Below are 14,286 nucleotides of genomic sequence, written 5' to 3' on the forward strand. Positions count from 1 at the left end.
GAAGAGCTGGTCGCGCACGTCACGCAGGGCCACACCGGTCGGCACGGACGGCTCCCCCTCCACAAGTGGGCAGTTGCCCACTATGGTGGGCACCGCGCTGCTGGTGGCGATGCCGTCGCTGCCGCTCGAGGCGCAGACCTCCGCCGGGCTGGGCGCCGCGATGCTGCTGCTCTGCGCGGCCACCCTGCTCTCGCCGGTGCTGATCGTGCCGCTGGTGCGCGCGGTGGCCTGGCCGGTGCGGCACACCGCGGTCGGGATGCTGGTCCGCGAGGGCACCCTGACCGGGGTGCGCCGGGTGGCCGCGACGGCCGCTCCGGTGCTCGCCACGGTCGGCCTGACGGTGCTGCTCACCGGCACGATCGCGACCATCGAGCAGGCCGCCGGCATCGACGAGGCGGCCGACTATCCGGCCGCGAACGTGCTGGTCCCGGACGGTACGCCGGGCCTGAGCGCGGCCGCGGTCAGCGGTCAGCCGGGCCAGTCGCGGCTGGAGACCCGGGTGCTGGTCAGCCACCGCGGCGGTCTCGCCGGCTACTCCGCCGCCGGTGTCGCCGGGGCCGCGCCCGGGGCGGAGCTCAGCGCTGACGCCGCCGCGGAGCTCGGCGTGCGCAAGGGCGGCACGCTCGCCGTCCGGTGGGCCGACGGCGCGACCGCCGAGATCCCGGTGCGGGCGGTGGAGAAGGCGGCGCCGGCCCCGATCGTCTTCCCCGCCGAGCTGGTCCGCGAGCACGACCCGCAGGCGCTGACCGCGATGGTCCTGCTCGACGGCGAGCCGGTCGCCGCGCCCGGCGCCACGGCGATGACGGTCCGCGAGCTCGTCCAGCGGGAGATCGACGAGGAGGGGCAGCTGGTGGACCTGTTCCTGTGGGCGCTGATCGGGCTGACCGCGGGGTACACCGGCATCGCGGTGGCGAACACGCTGCTGATGGCGACCGCCGCCCGCCGCGGCGAGTTCGGCGCGCTGCGGCTGGCCGGGGCCGGCACCGGGCAGGTGCTGCGGGTCGTGTCGGCGGAGTCCCTGCTGGCCACGGTCACCGGGGCGCTGCTGGGGGCGGCGGTGGCCGGAGTCTCACTGCTCGGGGTCCGGGCCGCGGTCGAGTCCGAGTTGGACCAGTCGATCGCGCTGGTCATCCCGTGGGGTGCCGGCATCGCGGTGACCGCGGCCTGCGCGGCGGTCGCGGTGATCGCGGCGGCGGTGCCGGTGCTGCGCAGACACTGACCCCTCGATATTTTCCGCGGATCCTCTAGGCTGACGCGATCGCTCTCAGCGAACGCTCAGCCAAAGGGGTCGGAGAATGGGGAGTGACACGCGCCGGAAATGGCTCTGGGCGCTGGTCGCGGTGCAGGCGGCCCTGGTGTTGCCGGTGGTCGTCATCTGGCTCGGGCCGGCGCAGGACGCGGTGGCCTCCGGGGCCGACGCCGGCATCGGCGCCGGGCTGATCGGGCTCTACCTGCTGGCGTTCGGGCTGCCCTGGTCGGTCTTCGTCTGCCTGATCGACAACCGCTACGAGCTGTTCGACAGCGCGCTGGGCGACCTGGTCGTCATCGGTCCGGCCGTGTTCAACCTGATCCTCACCGCGGGGCTGCTGTGGTGGAGCGGCCGGCACCCGGTGGTCGAGACCGACTGGGAGATCGAGGAGTACGACCCGGACGAGGAGGACTCCGACCTCCCGCGCTGATCAGCGCGGGCCCGTGCCGGCCGGGACGAACTGGTTGGCCGCGCTGAGCGTCCGCGTCGACCAGCGCATCGCGTCCAGGGCCGGCCCGGCCAGGTCGCCCGAGCCCCACTCCCCCCGCTCGTAGGCACGGACCGCCTCCAGCAGCCGCCCGAGCCGCCCGGTGCCGTAGGTGAGCGCGTCCGAGACGTCCAGCGCCAGCGGCAGCTGCTCGACCATCGCCACCGGGCTCATCCCCATCAGCCCGGCCATCCCGGTGACCAGCCCGGCCACGAAGGCGGCGCCCGGGTCGGCGCCGAAGCGGACCGCCAGGTTCTCGCAGAGCCGGGCCTGGGTGAGCGCGGTGAGCAGCTGCTCCTCGGGCGCCTCGGCGACGTCGTCGACCACCATCAGGGTGGCCCAGCGCCGGATGTGGGTCAGCCCGATCATCATGATCGCCTGCCGGACCGAGGAGATCCGGCTGCTCACCCCGGCGGCCACCGAGTTGCTCACCCGCAGCACCCGCATGGCGAGCGCCGGGTCGCTGGCGATGATCGTGGTGATCTTGTCGAGCCGGACGTCCGGGTGCATCAGGGCGGCCACCAGCTCCAGGCGGCGCAGCCGGGACGGGGACAGGCTGGGGGTGCTGAGCACCTGGGGACGGCTCAGCGCGTACCCCTGGCGCAGCTCCATGCCGTAGTGGTCGGCCAGGGCCACCTGCTCGGCGGTCTCCAGTCGCTCGGCGACCAGCTCCAGGCCCGGGTACTGCCGGCAGGCGCCGACGATCTCGTCGAGCCGGCTCAGGTCGCCGTCGAGCAGGTCGAGCTTGACGTAGGAGGCGAGCCCGAGCAGCCGCTCGTGCCCGGATCCCCAGACGAAGTCGTCGAGGGCGATCCGGTAGCCCGCCTCGGCGAGCGCGGTGATCCCGTCGATCACCTCGTCGTCGACGGTGACGGTCTCCAGGATCTCCAGCACCACCTGCTCCGGGCCGAACGGCAGCGGCAGCCGGCCGGTGACGAACTCCCTGGTCAGGTTGATGAAGCAGGGGCGGTTGCCGGCCACCTCGGCGATGCCGAACTCGGTGAACGCGTTCACCATCACGGTGCTGGTGGCGTACGTGTCCTGCCGGCCCGAGGCCACGTCGTCCATGCGGCCACGGAACAGCAGCTCGTACGCCACGACGGCGCCGTTCACGTCGAAGATCGGCTGACGGCCCACGTGCACCGCGTCCAACACCGGGATGTCCACGTCGAGGCCATCGGCAGCGGGCGCCGTCACTTGACGAATCCGCGGGGGGATTTCCGGCGCGGTCCACCGCGCGTCATCCGCACACCGGCCGGTAACAAAGCCGGAACGTAGGGTTCCACCGGCGCCGGTCGCCGTGTTGGGATGAGACCGCCGTCACACAGCTCAACCTTTTGTGAAGGGGATCCACCGGATGCTCAACCTCTCCGTACTGCTCGAGGACAGCGCTCGCCACTACCCGCAGCGCGACGCCGTCGTCTTCGGTCCCCGGCGGCTGACCTACGCGCAGGTGGACGCCGCGGCGAACCAGGTGGCGAACCTGCTGGTCGCCCGCGGGATCCAGCCCGGCGACAAGGTGGCGCTCTCCTGCCCCAACCTGCCGTACTTCCCGATCGTCTACTACGGCATCCTCAAGGCCGGCGCGGTCGTCGTGCCACTGAACGTGCTGCTCAAGGGCCGCGAGATCGCCTACCACCTGAAGGACTCGCAGGCCAAGGCCTACCTGTGCTTCGAGGGCACCCCCGAGCTCCCGATGGGCAGCGAGGGCTTCGCGGGCTTCAACGAGGCCGACGGCTGTGAGCAGTTCTTCCTGATCACCGCCGACCCCGCGGCCGCCTCGCCGGTCGAGGGCGCCGAGACGCTGGGCTCCGGCCTGGCCGGCCAGTCGCCGGCCTTCGAGACCGTGCTGCGCGCCGAGACCGACGCCGCGGTCATCCTCTACACCAGCGGCACCACCGGGCAGGCCAAGGGCGCCGAGCTGTCCCACTCGAACCTGGTGCTCAACGCGCTCACCTGCAACCGGCTGTTCGGCACCCAGCCGGGCACCGACACCCACCTGCTGGTGCTGCCGCTGTTCCACTCGTTCGGCTCGACGGTCAACATGAACGCCGGCTTCGCCACCGCGGCCACGCTGGTGCTGCTGCCCCGTTTCGACGCGGCGGCCGCGGTGCAGCTGCTGCAGAGCGAGAACGTCACCTTCTTCGCCGGTGTGCCGACCATGTGGTGGGGCCTGCTCAACGCGTTGGGTGAGGGCGTCGACGTGGAGCGGATCGCGCGGAACATGCGGGTCGCCGTCTCCGGCGGCTCCAGCCTCCCGGTGGAGATCATCAAGGCGGTCAAGGAGCGCTTCGGCGTCACCATCCTGGAGGGCTACGGCCTGTCCGAGACCTCGCCGGTGGCCACCTTCAGCGACCCGGACAGCGAGCCGCGGCCCGGCTCGATCGGCATCCCAATCTGGGGTGTCGAGGTGAAGCTGATCGACCCGGAGTGGAACACCATCGAGGGCGCCGACGAGATCGGCGAGATCGCGATCCGCGGGCACAACATCTTCCGGGGCTACATCGGCCGCCCGGAGGCGACCGCCGAGGTGATCCGCAACGGCTGGTTCCGCACCGGTGACCTGGCCCGCCGCGACAAGGACGGCTTCTACTACATCGTCGACCGGGCGAAGGACATGATCATCCGGGGTGGCTTCAACGTCTACCCGCGGGAGATCGAGGAGGTCCTGATCACCCACGAGGCGGTCTCGCTGGCCGCGGTGATCGGTGTGCCGCACCCCAGCCACGGCGAGGAGATCAAGGCGTTCGTGATCCTCAAGCCGGGCGCCTCGGTCACCGAGGACGAGCTGGTCGCCTGGAGCAAGGAGCAGATGGCCGCCTACAAGTACCCGCGGATCGTGAGCATCGTCGAGTCGCTGCCCATGACCGCGACCGGCAAGCTGCTCAAGCGCGAGCTCAGCTAGATCGCTTGCGCGCGTGCCGCACAGTGGACGGCAACGGGAGCCGGCCACACGGAGGCGATCTTGACCACCGCCCTGACGCACCGGACCGCGACGGCTGACCCGCCGCGGCCCGGTGCGCTGCGGCGGATCGGGCAGCTGCGCCACAGCTCGCCGGGCCGGCTCCAGCTGATCCAGGTCACCCTGCTCGTGCTGGCCGTGCTGACCGGCCTGGTCGCCGGGCTCACCGCGGCGTCCGCCACGGCCGGCACCAGCGACCTGCGCGATCGGGCGCAGCCGCTGCTGGTCGAGGCCGAGACGATCTACTCGGCGCTCGCCGACGCGGACACCACGGCCGCGCAGGCTTTCCTGGCCGGCGGCCTGGAGCCGGTGCGGCTCACCGAGCGCTACGAGGCGGATCTCGCCCGGGCCACCACCGCGCTCACCGCCGCTGGGCGGCGCACGCCGCCGGGCAGCGAGGCCGCGCGGGCGGTGCAGTCCCTCGCCACCGGCACCACGCGCTACGCGGCCCTGGTCGCCACCGCCCGGGCCGTCAACCGGCAGGGCCTGCCGGTCGGCGCCTCCTATCTGGCGACCGCCTCCGAACTGAACCGGGAGACCCTGCAGCCACAGGCGAGAACCCTGTTCCAGCTCGCCAAGCGGGAGCTGGACAACGGTTACGACGACGCCCGCGGCACCTGGTGGCTGATGCTGCTGCTGGTGCTGTTCGTCATTCTGGCGATCATGCTGGTCTGGTCGCAGCTCTATCTGAGCCGCACCACGAACCGCACCTTCAACGTGCCGCTGGTCGCCGCCACCGTGCTCGCGGCGGTGCTCATGCTCGGCTCCGGGCTGGTCTACTCCGACCAGCGTGAGCTGCTCGGCTATGCGGCCGAGGACGGTTCCACCCCGGTGGCGGCCCTCGCCGAGACCCGGATCCTGGTGCTGCGTGAGCGGGCCGACGAGGCGCTCACCCTGGTCGCGCGGGCCGGCAGCGGTCCGCACGAGGAGGACTTCCAGACGGTCCGGGAGCGGCTCACCTTCGACGGCCTCGACCTGCCCGAGGCCCGCGAGCTCCACCAGGCATATCTGGAGCAGCACGACAAGATCCGGCAGAAGGACGACGGCGGGGAATACGACGAGGCGGTGAGACTGGCACTCAGCCCCGCGACGACCGACGTGTTCCAGCAGCTCACCGACGTCCTCGACGCCGAGCTGGAGCATCACATGGGCCTGTTCGACACCCACATCGAGGACGCCGGCGACGGGCTCGGCACGATGATCGTCCTCGGCCCGCTGCTGGCGCTGGCGGTCGGCGTGCTGGCGGCGCTCGGACTCCGGGCCCGGCTGGAGGAGTACCGATGAGGCGTACCCGTCCTGTCCTCGCCCTGCTCGCCGTGGCCGGCCTGCTCGCCGCCGCCGGCTGCACCGCGTCCGACTCGCCACGGCCGGTGCCGCCTCCCGAGTCGGCGCCGGTCTCGCTGGCACCCGAGTTCGCCCGGGACACCACCTGCGAACCGGAACGCAGCCTGCGCCCGTCCGGCGCGCTGCCCGCGCCGGGCCGGATGCCCGCCGACAGCCGGATGGCCGAGATCGTGCGCAACGGCCGGCTCGTGCTCGGCACCAGCCAGGACACCCTGCTGTTCAGCTCCCGCAACCCGAGAACCGGCCAGGTCGAGGGCTTCGACGTGGACATGGGCCGGCAGATCGCCGCGGCGCTCTTCGGCGATCCGAAGAAGTTGCAGATCAAGGTGGTCCCGCACGCGGAGCGCACGGCCTGGGTCCGCAACGGCAAGGTCGACCTGGTGATCAACACGATGACCGCGAACTGCGAGCGGTGGCAGGAGGTCGACTTCTCCACCGTCTACTACGTCGCCGGCCAGCGGGTCCTGGTGGCCGAGGGCTCCGGCATCGACAGCCTCGACGAGCTGGGCGGCCAGAAGGTCTGCGCGGCGGTCGGCTCCACCTCGCTGGAGAACATCGCGAAGGTGCCCAGCAAGCCGATCCCGGTGTCCAAGCCCGGCTTCGGGGAGTGCCTGGTCGCCTTCCAGCAGAACGAGGTCGCCGCCATCTCCACCGACGACACCATCCTCGCCGGGCTGAAGGCCCAGGATCCGTTCGCGAAGATCGTCGGAGCACGCCTCACCAAGGAGCCGTACGCCATCGCGATCTCCAAGGAGCACCCCGAGTTCACCAGGTTCGTCAACCAGGTGCTGGAGCGGATGCGCCAGGACGGCACCTGGGCGCGGATCCACCAGAAATGGCTCGGCACCACCACACAGCCACCGGCGGCCGAATACCGATGACCGCTCCCCTGACGTCCGCGGACGCGGAACTCGCGCGCCTGCAGAGCGCCGTCGCCGCGATGGCGGCGAACCTGGTCGAGCTCGACGAGAACCCGGACCGCAAGGAGCTGAGCGCGGCCACCCTCACCGGCCGGACCGCGACCGAGTGGGCGAGCGCCAGCGACGCTCTCGGCCGGCTCTGGCAGGGGCACCGCCAGCTCGGCGAGGTGATCGCGCGGGCCCAGGCGCTGCGCAACCAGCGCCGGCTCAGCGACACCGACCGCGCGGCGTTCGCCCAGCTGGTGCTCGGCTCGTCGATCACCCTGTCGACCAGCACCGTGCCGCTCGCCCAGCGCGGCCTGCTCGGCGCCGGCCAGATCAGCACCACGTGCTCGCCGGCCGAGCTGCTGGCCGCGATGGAGGCGGCCTTCTCGACCGCGGTCGACGTGGTCACCCGCGCCGGCGACGGGTGGCGCCGCCTGCTGCCGGCCGCCGCGGACGCCGCGGCCGCGCTCACCCAGGCCCGTCACGCCGGGGCCGGCGGTGCTCTCCTCGACGAGGCGGACCGGCTGCTCGGCTCCTTCACCGGCTCCCTGACCAGCGATCCGCTCGGCGCCGACCCGGCCGTGCTGAACCGGGTGCGCGAGCTTGTCGACCGGGCCGACGCCGAGCGGACCTCGGCCACCGAGCTGCGCGCCTGGATCGAGCAGCGGTTGCGGGACGCCCGTACCCTCGCCGCCGAGATCGACACGGCCCGGCAGGCCGCTGAGGCCGCACGGCAGGCGGCGGCCGGGCGGTTCCCCGAGCATCGCATCGCGTCCGTACGCGGTACGGACACGCGCGCCGACCTGGTGGCGGTGGAGGCGCTGGCCGCCGCCGGACAGTGGGCCCTGGTCAGCCCGCGGCTGGCGGCGTGGAGCCGGCAGGCGCGGGAGCGGCTGGCCGCCCTGCGCGAGTCGGCCGCCCGCAACACCGGGCTGCTGGCCGAGCGCAACGAGCTGCGCGGCCGTCTGGAGGCGTACCGGGCGAAGGCGCTGCGCCGCGGCCTCGCCGAGGATCCCGCGCTCACCCCGCTGGCCGAGACCGCCCGCGCCGCGCTGTACGAGGCGCCGTGCGACGTGGACGCGGCCCGGGCGGCCGTCAACGCCTACCAGAACGCCCTGTCCGCCACGATCGCCGCGAGGGAGGCCCGATGAGATGCCAGCGTGACTGTCCCGGCACGATCGAGGACGGCTACTGCGACACCTGCGGACTGGCGCCCGCCGCGGTCGCCCCGGTCGCCCCGGGCGGCTCGGTCGTCCCGGTCGGCTCGGTCGTCCCGGCCGGCCCGGTCGCCTCGGGTTCGCTGCGGTGTGCCCGCTGCCCGGGGACCGTCGAGGACGGCTACTGCGACACCTGCGGGCTCGCCCCGGGGACCGGCACCGTGCCGAAACCCCGCCCGAGCGTGTCGGCGGTGTCCCGCTCCGCGGCCTCGCGCAGCGCCGCGCTCTCCACCCGCACCGGCGGCAGCGGCCGGACAACCGGGTCGCGCAGCACGTCACGGCGCCGCTTCGGCGGCGGCCTGGTGGAGATCGCACCGATCACCCAGGCCGACCCGGCGACGGCTGTGATGGCGAACGCCGAGGTCCCCGAGACGAAGCGGTACTGCGCGAAGTGCGGCAAGCCGGTCGGCCGGGCCCGCGGCGACCGGCCCGGGCGCACCTCCGGGTTCTGCGCCGCCTGCGGCGAGCCGTTCAACTTCACCCCCAAGCTGGCCAAGGGCGACCTGGTCGCCGGCCAGTACGAGGTGGTCGGCCCGCTCGCGCACGGCGGCCTCGGCTGGATCTACCTGGCCGTGGACAAGAACGTCTCGGACCGCTGGGTGGTGCTCAAGGGCCTGCTCAACTCCCGCGACGAGGACGCGCTCGCGGCCGCCGTCGCCGAGCGCCGGTTCCTGGCCGAGGTGGAACACCCGAACATCGTCAAGATCTACAACTTCGTCGAGCACGACGGCGCCGGCTACATCGTCATGGAGTACGTCGGCGGCAAGTCCCTCAAGCAGCGCCGCGCCGAGAACGAGGCGGCCCCGCTCCCGGTCGACCAGGCCCTCGCCTACGTACTCGAGATCATGCCGGCCTTCGGCTACCTGCACGACCGCGGCTTGATCTTCTGCGACTTCAAGCCGGACAACGTGATCCAGTCCGGCGACCAGATGCGGCTGATCGACCTCGGCGGCGTGGTGCACGTCGACGACATGGAGGCCGCCATCTACGGCACGGCCGGCTACCAGGCGCCGGAGATGGCCACCGACGGCCCGTCGATCGCCTCCGACCTCTACACCATCGGCCGGACCCTGGCGGTGCTCACCACCGACTTCCGCGGCTACCAGAGCACCTTCGCCGACAGCCTGCCGGCCCGCGACGAGTTCGAGGTCTACCAGCGGCACGAGTCGTTCTACCGGCTGCTGCAGCGGGCCACCCGGACCGACCCGGCGGACCGGTTCGTCGACGCCGCCGAGATGACCGAGCAGATGCTGGGCGTGCTGCGCCAGGTGCTCGCCGCCGGCGGGGAGCCGCGGCCGGCGCCGTCCCGGCTGTTCACCGGCGAGTTGCGCACCGACCTGCGCGACGACGTGCTGCGCTGGCAGGACCTGCCCACCCCGCTGATCGACCTGTCCGACCCGGCGGCAGCGTTCCTCGCCTCGGTCACCGTCACCGACCCGGCCGAGGTGCTGGCGCTGCTCGGCAAGGCCCCGCAGTACACGCTGGAGGTGCGCCTGCGGGAGCTGCGCGCGCAGATCGACCTGGGCGCCCGCACCGGCCGCTACGACGACGCCGCCGCGTCCCGGGCGCTGCTCGCCGAGTCGGCCGGCGCCGACTGGCGCATCGCCTGGTACGACGGCCTGCTCGCCCTCGCCACCGGCAACACCACGCACGCCCGCGACCGGTTCGACGCGGTCTACGCGGCGCTGCCCGGCGAACTCGCCCCGCAGCTGGCCCTCGGGTTCACCGCGGAGCTGGCCGGCGACCGCAAGACCGCGGCCGGCTACTACGACGTGGTCAGCCGCACCGACCCGGCGTACACCACCGCCGCGGCCGGGCTGGCGCGCTGCCGGCTGGCCGACGGCGACCGGGCCGGGGCGGTGGAGGCGTACAACCGGGTGCCCGGCACCTCCTCGGCGTTCCGGATGTCGCAGGTCGGCGCGGTGCGGGCGCTGGTACGCCCGCACGAGTCGGCGGCGGTCGACGTCGGATCGCTGACCAGCGCCGCCGAACTGATCGAGCGGCTCGAGGTGGAGGCGGCGCAACTCGCGGCACTTCGTGCGGAACTGCTCGAACAGGCATTGCGCACACTCGGCCGGGGGACGAGGATTCCGGCGGCGGTGCTCGGCGGCACCCGGACCGGGGACGCCGGCGAGCGGGACGTACGGTTCGCGCTGGAGGCCGCGTACCGGGAGATGGCCCGGGCGGTACACGGGCCGGAGAAGATCCGCCTGGTCGACCTGGCGAACGCGGCACGGCCGCGGACGCGGACGTGAGAGAGGCGGTAACCGCGCCGATGATCCTGACCGAGTGCACCGCATGCGCCGACGAGCGGGCGGCCGGGGCGACGTTCTGCGAAGTGTGCGGGCGGGCGCTGACGGCCGAGGTTGCCGAGCAGCCCTCGGAGGAGCGGATGGACTGTCCGCATTGCAAGGCCGGCAAGGCCGTCGGCGAGGACGGCTACTGCGAGGAGTGCGGCCTGCTCGCCGGGCGTGCCCGCGATCACCTGGAGGCCGACGGCGGCACGGTCGCGGCCGCGGTCAGCAACCGCGGGCGCCGGCACCACCGTAACGAGGACGCGATGTGGCTGGCGGTCGGCGAGGCCGCCGCCGACGTGGTGGTCGCCGACGGGGTGTCCGCCTCCTACGACCCGGACGCCGCCTCGGAGGTCGCGGCCAAGACCGCCGGCGAGTTCCTGGCCGCCGCGCAGCACCCGGAGGACGACGCGGCGACCGGCGACGACGACGAGAAGCCCGCCCCGGCCGTCGCCGTCGCGGGTGTGGTGGCGGCCGCGATCGCCGGCGCCGCCGAGGCCGTGGCCGCGCTCGCGCACAGCGGCGACCCGCGCCGGAGCGCGTCCAATCCGGCCTGCACTATCGTGGCCGCCGCGGTCCGCGGGCCGCACGTCGGCTTCGGCTGGATCGGCGACAGCCGCGCCTACTGGCTGCGCGAACAGGGCCCGGCCGAGCAGCTCACCGAGGACGACTCGTGGGCCCGGCACGTGATCGCGCTCGGCGTCGACCCGCAGGTCGCGATGAACGACCCGAAGGCGCACGCGATCACCGCCTGGCTCGGCGCGGACGCCGGCCCGGTGCGGCCCCGGGTCGGCGCGTTCACCGTCACCGAGCCGGGCCACCTGGTGCTCTGCAGTGACGGCCTGTGGAACTACCTGACCGACCCGGCGGTCTTCGCCGACGTGGTCCGGGCCGCCCTGACCGCCGCGAGCGGCCCGTCGCCCCTGCTGGCGGCTGCCCGCGCGCTGGTCGCGTACGCGAACGACGCCGGAGGCGCCGACAACATCACGGTCGCGCTGGTGCCGGTTCGACCCACCCCCGACGCGTAAGGAGTCCGAGTGTCCTACACCGCCGAGGCCTTCCAGAACGAGTACCTCGCCCTGGGTGCGAGCGAGGTCAACGCGATCGTGACCGTCACCTCGACCGGGTCCGAGGGTGGCCGCCGGACCGCCGGCGCCACCGAGATCATCATCGTGGACGCCTCCGGGTCGATGCAGGCCGAGGGGCGGATCGGCGCCGCCCGGCAGGCCGCCAAGGCGGCGGTGGAGTGCATCGACGACGGCGTCCACTTCGCGATCATCGCCGGGGTCAGCACCGCGCAGCAGCTCTACCCGGACCCGGGCCGGCTGGCCGTCGCCTCGCCCGAGACCCGGATCGCCGCGTCCCGGGCGATCGACCGGCTGCAGGCCGGCGGCGGCACCGCGATGGGCGCCTGGCTGCTGCTCGCGGCGCAGCTGTTCGCCCTGCGGCCGGGCGACATCGCGCACGCCATCCTGCTCACCGACGGCGACAACGGCGAGCGGTACGGCTACCTGGAGAGCGTCCTGGAGACGATCAGCGGCAAATTCACCTGCGACTGCCGGGGCGTCGGCACCAACTGGAAGGTCGCCGAACTCCGCAAGATCGCCTCGGCGATGCTCGGCACCGTGGACATCGTGGCCACGCCGATGGACCTCACCGCGGCGTTCCAGCAGATGATGACCACGGCGATGGGCAAGACCAGCGCCGACGTGCAGCTGAAGGTCTGGACCCCGGTGAACAGCACGGTCCGGTTCGTCAAACAGGTCGAGCCCCAGGTGGTGGACCTGACCGGCAAGCGGGTCGCGGACGGGGCGAGGGCCGGCCGCTACCCGCTGGGCGCCTGGGGCCAGGAGAGCCGCGACTACCACATCTGCGTGGACGTCACGCCGGGCGCGTCCGGCGACGAGATGCTCGCCGCCCGGGTGTCGGTGGTGGAGGGCGTCACCGTGCACGCGCAGTCGCTGGTGCGGGCGGTGTGGACCGACGACTCGGCGCTCTCCACCCGGATCAACCGGCAGGTCGCCCACTACACCGGGCAGGCCGAGCTGGCCGACGCGATCCAGGCCGGCCTGGCCGCCCGGGAGGCCGGCGACGACCGGACGGCGACGCTGAAGTTCGGCCGGGCCGCCCAGCTGGCCCACGCCAGCGGCAACACGGCCACCGAGGAGCTGCTCGCCAAGGTGGTCGAGATCGAGGACGCGGCGACCGGCACCGTCCGGATGCGGCGCCGGGTGAGCGCGGAGGACGAGATGGCGCTCGACACCCGGTCGACCAAGACGGTGCGGGTGGGGCGGGCGCAGTGAGCGCGTACGTCTGCCCGAAGGGCCACACCTCGGCGGAGAGCGACTTCTGCGACACCTGCGGCGCCCGCATCGACGCCACCACCGTGGCCGCCCCGGCCGACGAGAAGGGCCCGGCCTGCCCGCATTGCGGCACGCCGCGCACCGCCCGCTTCTGTGAGGACTGCGGCTTCGACCACAACACCGGCCGCGTCCCGCAGCTGAGCGCCGCACCGCCGGCCGGCGACTGGACCGCGACCGTCTTCGCCGACCGCGCCTACTTCGACCTGAACGAGACCGACGGCGTCGTGTTCCCGGCCGACGCGCCGCAGCGCACGGTCACGCTGCCCGCGCCGCAGGTCCGGATCGGCCGGCGCAGCGCCTCGAAGGGCACCGATCCGGAACTCGACCTGTCGGCCCCGCCGGCCGACCCGGGCGTGTCGCACAGCCACGCGCTGCTCACCCTCAACATCGACGGTGTGTGGCTGGTCTCCGACCTGGGTTCGACCAACGGGACCTACGTCAACGACGAGGACCGGCCGCTCGGCGCCGGCCAGTCCCGTGCGCTGAAGGACGGTGACCAGGTGCACGTCGGCGTCTGGACCACCATCACGCTGCACGCGCCGACCGGTCAGGGCGTCCAGACGTAAGCCTGCGGCGCGACCGTGAGCGCGGTGCGGAAGTTCGCGTTCACGGTCGCCGCCTCACGGCTGTTGGGGTAGGCGTTGGTGCAGCTCACCGGCGCGCTGCTGCCGGACATCAGGTCGGCGCAGAGGCCGGTGCGCCGGTCCGGCAGCCCGAGCAGGTGGCCGAACTCGTGCGCGGCGATCCGCGGCTGGTGGTAACCCTGGTTGACGGCCTGGCGGCCCATCCACCAGCGGCCGTTGCCGAGCGAGGTGGTCTGCGCCCGGGGCCAGTTGTTGTCGGCGTAGACCCGGATGTTCGGGGTCCGCCCGGCGGGCACCGGTTCGAGCCGGACATTGGTGACCCGGCTGTTCCAGATCTGCGCGCCCTGGTGGACGACGGAGACGAACTCCTGCGCTTGGGAGGCGTCGTAGTAGAGGATGCGGGGCGCGGCCGAGGCGGGCGTGGCGCTGATCACCTGGGCGCCGGCGAGGGCCGCGACAGTGCAGAGCGCGGCCAGGACTCTTCGCAGGATCATCGATGCTTCTCCTTGGGGGAACGGGGGAAACCTGCACCCGACACTAGGAAAACCAGTGATCCTTATCGATGGTTAAGGCCATACCGTTTGCCGCCTCCATCCCGAATGATGGCCCGCGTCGATGTGCTTTCATGACGCGGTGACAACGGGGTTCGGTTCCCGCGTGCGCGAGTTGCGGCAGGCCGCGGGGCTGACCTTGGAGCAACTCGCCGAGGCCTCCGGGGTCAGCGACCGCGCGATCAGCGACATGGAGCGCGGGCACAGCCGGGCGCCGCAGGCGCGTACCCTGGCCGCGCTCGCCGCCGGGCTCGGCCTCGGCGCGGAGCAGGTGGCCGAGCTGGAAGGGCTCGTCGCCGAGCAGCGCTCCCGCGGCGCCGCCGGCCGGCC

General features: G+C 73.1%; 13 protein-coding genes. 11 read left to right on the plus strand and 2 right to left on the minus strand.

The window, feature by feature from the left end:
- The first annotated feature begins 82 nt into the window (after positions 1-82).
- Together AB0F81_RS45970 and AB0F81_RS45975 are read left to right on the plus strand one after the other, a co-directional pair.
- Positions 83-1,219, plus strand: a complete 1,137-nt coding sequence (locus tag AB0F81_RS45970) for an ABC transporter permease (protein WP_360209805.1) — start codon at positions 83-85, stop codon at positions 1,217-1,219.
- Between the two features lie 76 nt (positions 1,220-1,295).
- Positions 1,296-1,679 (plus strand): hypothetical protein, encoded by a 384-nt coding sequence (locus AB0F81_RS45975; RefSeq protein ID WP_360209807.1) that lies wholly within the window; start codon positions 1,296-1,298, stop codon positions 1,677-1,679.
- Here the strand turns inward: AB0F81_RS45975 and AB0F81_RS45980 are convergent, their stop codons facing one another.
- Positions 1,680-2,933 (minus strand): HDOD domain-containing protein, encoded by a 1,254-nt coding sequence (locus tag AB0F81_RS45980; protein WP_360209809.1) that lies wholly within the window; start codon positions 2,931-2,933, stop codon positions 1,680-1,682.
- Between the two features lie 160 nt (positions 2,934-3,093).
- Here AB0F81_RS45980 and AB0F81_RS45985 point away from each other — a divergent pair, with 160 nt between their 5' ends.
- From AB0F81_RS45985 to AB0F81_RS46020, 8 genes are read left to right on the plus strand one after another with little or no spacing between them, the layout of a single operon-like run.
- Positions 3,094-4,641: a long-chain fatty acid--CoA ligase gene (locus AB0F81_RS45985; protein WP_360209811.1), complete on the plus strand. Its 1,548-nt coding sequence runs from the start codon at positions 3,094-3,096 to the stop codon at positions 4,639-4,641.
- A gap of 60 nt (positions 4,642-4,701) precedes the next feature.
- Complete coding sequence (locus AB0F81_RS45990; protein ID WP_360209813.1) at positions 4,702-5,982, plus strand: hypothetical protein; 1,281 nt, start codon at positions 4,702-4,704, stop codon at positions 5,980-5,982.
- Positions 5,979-6,923, plus strand: a complete 945-nt coding sequence (locus AB0F81_RS45995) for a glutamate ABC transporter substrate-binding protein (RefSeq protein WP_360209815.1) — start codon at positions 5,979-5,981, stop codon at positions 6,921-6,923. Before AB0F81_RS45990 ends, AB0F81_RS45995 begins: the two co-directional genes overlap by 4 nt.
- Entirely contained in the window at positions 6,920-8,098 is a 1,179-nt protein-coding gene (locus tag AB0F81_RS46000; RefSeq protein WP_360209817.1) for a hypothetical protein, read from the plus strand. Before AB0F81_RS45995 ends, AB0F81_RS46000 begins: the two co-directional genes overlap by 4 nt.
- Complete coding sequence (locus AB0F81_RS46005) at positions 8,095-10,419, plus strand: tetratricopeptide repeat protein (protein WP_360209819.1); 2,325 nt, start codon at positions 8,095-8,097, stop codon at positions 10,417-10,419. The genes AB0F81_RS46000 and AB0F81_RS46005 overlap by 4 nt, the downstream gene beginning before the upstream one ends.
- Complete coding sequence (locus AB0F81_RS46010) at positions 10,416-11,486, plus strand: protein phosphatase 2C domain-containing protein (RefSeq protein ID WP_360209821.1); 1,071 nt, start codon at positions 10,416-10,418, stop codon at positions 11,484-11,486. The genes AB0F81_RS46005 and AB0F81_RS46010 overlap by 4 nt, the downstream gene beginning before the upstream one ends.
- Before the next feature lie 9 nt (positions 11,487-11,495).
- The gene (locus AB0F81_RS46015; protein WP_360209823.1) at positions 11,496-12,761 is read left to right on the plus strand and encodes a VWA domain-containing protein; all 1,266 of its coding nucleotides are present in this window, start codon (positions 11,496-11,498) and stop codon (positions 12,759-12,761) included.
- Positions 12,758-13,387 carry an FHA domain-containing protein gene (locus AB0F81_RS46020; RefSeq protein ID WP_360209825.1) on the plus strand — a complete coding sequence of 210 codons (630 nt, stop codon included), beginning with the start codon at positions 12,758-12,760 and terminating at the stop codon, positions 13,385-13,387. The genes AB0F81_RS46015 and AB0F81_RS46020 overlap by 4 nt, the downstream gene beginning before the upstream one ends.
- Here AB0F81_RS46020 and AB0F81_RS46025 read toward each other — a convergent pair.
- Complete coding sequence (locus AB0F81_RS46025; protein ID WP_360209827.1) at positions 13,369-13,899, minus strand: snapalysin family zinc-dependent metalloprotease; 531 nt, start codon at positions 13,897-13,899, stop codon at positions 13,369-13,371. The two genes, AB0F81_RS46020 and AB0F81_RS46025, sit on opposite strands and share 19 nt — an antisense overlap.
- A gap of 139 nt (positions 13,900-14,038) precedes the next feature.
- Between AB0F81_RS46025 and AB0F81_RS46030 the strand changes: the two genes are divergently transcribed.
- Positions 14,039-14,286: helix-turn-helix transcriptional regulator (locus tag AB0F81_RS46030; protein ID WP_360209829.1), on the plus strand; the 248-nt coding region annotated here is incomplete at its 3' end.

Origin of the sequence: Actinoplanes sp. NPDC024001, assembly GCF_040638955.1 — a bacterium.
Lineage (GTDB): Bacteria > Actinomycetota > Actinomycetes > Mycobacteriales > Micromonosporaceae > Actinoplanes.

What these genes read in the sequence shown, in the direction of transcription:
- AB0F81_RS45970 (WP_360209805.1), top strand. Translation starts at nt 83, where the DNA reads ATGGTGGGCACCGCGCTGCTGGTGGCGATGCCGTCGCTGCCGCTCGAG.
- AB0F81_RS45975 (WP_360209807.1), top strand. Translation starts at nt 1,296, where the DNA reads ATGGGGAGTGACACGCGCCGGAAATGGCTCTGGGCGCTGGTCGCGGTG.
- AB0F81_RS45985 (WP_360209811.1), top strand. Translation starts at nt 3,094, where the DNA reads ATGCTCAACCTCTCCGTACTGCTCGAGGACAGCGCTCGCCACTACCCG.
- AB0F81_RS45995 (WP_360209815.1), top strand. Translation starts at nt 5,979, where the DNA reads ATGAGGCGTACCCGTCCTGTCCTCGCCCTGCTCGCCGTGGCCGGCCTG.
- AB0F81_RS46000 (WP_360209817.1), top strand. Translation starts at nt 6,920, where the DNA reads ATGACCGCTCCCCTGACGTCCGCGGACGCGGAACTCGCGCGCCTGCAG.
- AB0F81_RS46005 (WP_360209819.1), top strand. Translation starts at nt 8,095, where the DNA reads ATGAGATGCCAGCGTGACTGTCCCGGCACGATCGAGGACGGCTACTGC.
- AB0F81_RS46025 (WP_360209827.1), bottom strand. Translation starts at nt 13,899, where the DNA reads ATGATCCTGCGAAGAGTCCTGGCCGCGCTCTGCACTGTCGCGGCCCTC.